We start from the raw sequence: 4,581 nt of genomic DNA on the forward strand, positions 1-4,581 counted from the left end.
ATGTCCGGCCGGATCACCCCGACTGGCCGGGGCGAGTGAAAGGATGGCCTGAGCCATCATTGGAGTATAGGCGTGAACGGTGGGAGTTATATCGGGATTCAGCGCAAGGCAATGTTGACCTTTATGAAAGTCTTCTATCTAAGCTTAAAAGCAACCCACAGCAGGAGCTTCGAGAGTCGTGGGAGTACCAAAAGAAGAAACGCGATCCGGAAATTTCGGCATTCACCGGATCAGACGATCCGGCATTCGCAGCGTATTTAAAGAAAGAGTATGTGGAAGGGCTGGAACGTTCTGAATTGAGACTTCAAACAATATTGAAAGCAAAGCCATGACCGCTGTCTTATCTCCTCATGTGGATGAAAATTTTCAGCATGCGGATATAAAAACTTTATTTTTTTCGGAACGAGAGCTACGTGATATTGAGAAGCTTGAGAAGCGTGAACAGCCACCGCTAGGAGACCCAAAATCGTCATGTAACACGAATCTTTTCTTTGGGTTCTTTTTTGACGGAACACGAAATAACTACGTCAAAGCCAACGCCACCAAGGCGCACTCGAACATTGCACGCTTGTACGATTGCTTTCCAGGGGAAAGTGTACCCGGCGTGCTGCCAGAGGATACAGATTGGAAACACAACGCCTCAAGCTACAACAACTTTTTTCGCGTCTATGTACCTGGAGTGGCCTCACCATTTAAACAAGTAAAAGATAGCGGCGAAGGGTTTTTTGACGCGACATTGGGAGGCGGTGCCGGCCGGCAATCCAATGAGCGTATTGTGTGGGCATTGGTACAGGCCATTAATAATGTGAACCGTTTTTTTAACAAGAGCGATTTGATCTCGTCTGACGAAGCAACCGCAATAGCCACTCGCTTGGAATTGTCAAAAGAAGCAAGACATGAAATGAGACGGGTAGGCCAACCTGATGACGAGAAAAATAACCTGATCAAAGCGCCGCGAATCGAGTTTGAGAAACTATTGCTGCGTCTGCATGCTAGTGTTTCACAGCATTGGAAAAAACCTGGTTGTTCAGTGCCACCCAAGAAGGACCCAGGCATTGTTGGAACCATTTTCATATCCATGTTCGGATTTTCACGCGGAGCGGCGAAAGCCCGTGCTTTCGCAAACTGGCTCGATTCCTTATGCCAACTGGACGCAGAGATTCGCGGAGAGTGCGGTTTAAGCCTGGGCGGCTTTCCTGTCGTGTTCGACTTCTTGGGCGTGTTTGATACTGTCGCTTCGGTCGGCAGAGCTGCCACCTTCGCAGATTTGAAGATCGTTAATCTAAAGTTGCTTGCAAATGCTCACGGACATGATGGCTGGGCCGACGCCGAAGATAGTCTCAGGGTTCCCGCTTCTGTGAAAAGCTGTGTGCACTTGGTTGCCGCGCATGATCTTCGCCGGAGTTTTCCGCTGGACTCAGTCGCAGTTGACTTTGCCATACCGGCCCAGGCTGAAGAAATTGTCTTCCCGGGTGTACATTCGGATGTCGGTGGCGGATATATGCCAAAAGAGCAAGGGAAAGGAACGGATCCTGACGGCGTGGACATGTTGTCTCGCCTGCCATTACTGTACATGTATAAACAGGCCAGGCTAGCTGGAGTGCCTCTCAAGCTGGAATTAGCTGAAGACGTGGTTAAAAAGCGGTTTGCAATTATGCCGAAAACTATCATGGACTTTAACGCATATCTCAATGCATGCACGCTGAAGACCGGTTCGATCACCGACATCATGCGCGAGCAGGCAATCCTGCAGATGAAATGGCGCTATGTACGGCGTAGTGACGGACAGACACCTCTCCGTCAAATGCCCAATTTTTTACGAGCAAGCACGTTTGACCAGAATGACCTTGACTCATCCAATAAAGAGTTCGATCAAGAATTGCGTGACTTTCGACAATGGCTCGCAGATCGCAGCGATCAGATTGCTGTAAAGCAGGAGCCTGGATTCAAGGGATCAGCTGATCTTGAGTGGGAAGAGTTGAAAGGTCACTGGCCGCTGCTAGTGCCCTCTGAATCCGTGCTGCAGTTTTTTGACGAATACGTCCATGATTCGCGCGCTGCCTTTAAACTAAGTGGTCCGGATAACGAAGTGGACGCGCTTGCACTAGTAAGAAAGTGGTCGAAACAACTCAAATTTGCCAAGCAGCGTTACGCACGCAATGCCCGCAGTGGTGATTTTGAAGGCCCTCCTGACTACGGTTTACCGACCAATGCGCGGATGGCTGCAGAAGACTACGACCTGCTTCAGGCGCTTCCTCGGTACATCGTTGAGGGCCGGGAGCCTTACGGTCGAGCTCGTGCCGGCTATTTCCGCTTTCGGCGAATCTACGGTGGCAGTGACAAGCGTTTGTTGTCGAATTGGCTTCCTGAGCATAAAGAGCGCCAGATGCATGCGAGTACCCAGGACGCTCCTGCCAGTACTGCCAACCCGTCACCGCGAGCGGCGTGAGCGTCCACCGTGCTCAGTTACGACTACAAGGCCAAGAAAGCCGTGGCCACCAGCGTACCGACCGCGGGCGCCATGGGCGCTACCAACGCGCCGCTGCTGGAAAGCTTTGATACGCCCGGCCAATACTTCTACGCTGACCTCACCAAAAAAAATCAATGGGGATCCTTGCCCGCTCTATCTGCCTCTTCGCTATGTCGTTGGCGACGAATGCCTTTGCGGCCGATCTTAATGGAACTTGGCGTTACGAAAAAGGAGGTGAGTACTTCGGTCAGATGAATGTCTCGAAAGCAACGGTTCCGGTAATTCAGATCGTGAACAATCGTGCTGCTTTTTCGCCGATATGTTTTGTTGAATTAAGTAAGGGGCGATACTTGTATTCGGCTCCATTTCAGTCTTTACTGAAAGAGGATGTCAATGAAGCGGCTTTGGAAAAATATCTGAACAAGAATTTTTCTCTCTCGATATTAGGTAGCAAGGATTACTTCAAAGCCGATGTTGATGCGGACTGTAACGACCCGATGTTTGATTTCTTATTGAGCGGTAATAAATTGTTGGTTCCATTTGCAGGTTCCGCTTTTTATACTTACGTGAGGACTGATGATAGTCCAACGCAGTCGGTTGTTTTACATGCCATGCTGTGTGGCCGAAAACTGAGCCAGCTGCCGTTCAGTCCTGCGAATTACGCTAATCTATGTCAGGGATTGATCCCCCGCGCGGCAGGCATCCCGTCGGCGACCGCAAAGTGTGCACCGGTCTATTATCCGTATGTTGCGTTAAATAAGGATGCTGACTGGTTGGCGAAATTGATCGGTGCCCACAATTACAGGAAAGGTGGGGCCCGCGATGCGGAAGACTACGCGCCTCCGTTTGCCAGCAAATTACATCCCGTTTTCGTCGTCCTGCCGCCTCTAAAAGACGTCTTGATAGTGCGTGTAAATGATTTGGAGGGTGGTAATGAAGAGCGCGACACCATGCCGGGTGTATATTTGGCAATTAAAGGTGGAAAGGTCACCGATCAGGTGAATGAGGGGTGTGTGATAGACGAAACATTCGCGTGCTTTGGTGAAGATGGTAAAAAACGTTATCAACTGCTCGAGTCTGGAAAGTTCAAGAGAATTTAAGATCTATCACATTAAGACTTATAGCCAGGAATACGCACCGCACGCCGTCTGGCGCTGGAGCGATGAAACGGCAGCCTTCATGGCCGCTGCCGGCACGCGCAGCTATTGCTGCCAGTACCGCGAATCCGACCTCGATTTCGTCACGCGGCTGCTGACCGAAGAAGGCCTGAGCTGGCGCATCGAAGAGACGGAGGAGGGCCACGGCGTGGTGCTGTTTGGCGACAGCAGCCAGGCCAGCGCGACGCCCGAAGACGCCAGCAGCAGCGCCGGCGGCGGCATTCGCTTTCATGGCGCGCGCGCCGGCGAAGCGCACGACAGCGTGCAATCGCTGCGCGCACGGCGCAGCCTGCGTGTGGGCCTCTCCACCGTCCTCAGTTACGACTACAAGGCCAAGAAAGCCGTGGCCGCCAGCGTACCGGCCGCGGGCGCCGTGGGCGGTCCTAACGCGCCGCTGCTGGAAAGCTTTGATACGCCCGGCCAATACTTCTACGCTGACGGCGCCCAGGCGCGCCGCTATGCGCTGTTGCAGATGCAGGCCAACGAAGCGCGCCGCCACCTGTGGCAGGCCCGCTCGACCGTGCGCACGCTGCGCGCCGGCACCCGTTTCAGCCTGACGCAAGGGCCGCTGCAAGCCGGCGCCGGCGCCGGCGACGATGCCGAACCGGCGTATGTCGCGCTGCGCGTCGTGAGCGTGGGCGTCAACAACCTGCCCAAGCCCGCCAAAGAGGGACTCGCAGAATTGTTCGGGCCGATCCCCGAATTGCTCGAACAGACACTGCCCGAGCAGGATCCCGAACTGGCCGCCGTCATCGCCCAGGCCAGCACCAGTGGCTACGCCAATCTGGTCGATGCCATCGCGGCCGATATCCCGTGGCGTCCGGTGGTCGGTGAAAACGGCTTGCGTCACCACCCGAAGCCAACCGCCCACGGCAGCCAGAGCGCGATCGTGGTCGGGCCCGGCGGCGGCGCGAGCGCGAGCGGCGCCGATGAAATCCACTGCGACCGCCTCGG

4 protein-coding genes are annotated in these 4,581 nt (G+C 54.0%); all 4 read left to right on the top strand.

What is annotated here, in order from left to right:
- Positions 1-332, top strand: a 332-nt coding sequence (locus HD842_RS23900) for a hypothetical protein (protein ID WP_221290848.1), incomplete at its 5' end; no start/stop codon positions are given.
- Positions 329-2,449 carry a T6SS phospholipase effector Tle1-like catalytic domain-containing protein gene (locus tag HD842_RS23790; RefSeq protein ID WP_183558783.1) on the top strand — a complete coding sequence of 707 codons (2,121 nt, stop codon included), beginning with the start codon at positions 329-331 and terminating at the stop codon, positions 2,447-2,449. The genes HD842_RS23900 and HD842_RS23790, both read left to right, overlap by 4 nt.
- A gap of 155 nt (positions 2,450-2,604) precedes the next feature.
- Positions 2,605-3,570, top strand: coding sequence for a hypothetical protein (locus HD842_RS23795; RefSeq protein WP_183558786.1), 966 nt, complete (start codon positions 2,605-2,607; stop codon positions 3,568-3,570).
- Positions 3,571-3,649: 79 nt separating this feature from the next.
- The coding region (locus HD842_RS23800) for a type VI secretion system Vgr family protein (protein ID WP_308638755.1) at positions 3,650-4,581 on the top strand (932 nt) is incomplete at its 3' end.

Source organism: Massilia aurea, assembly GCF_014200505.1.
Lineage (GTDB): Bacteria > Pseudomonadota > Gammaproteobacteria > Burkholderiales > Burkholderiaceae_D > Telluria > Telluria aurea_B.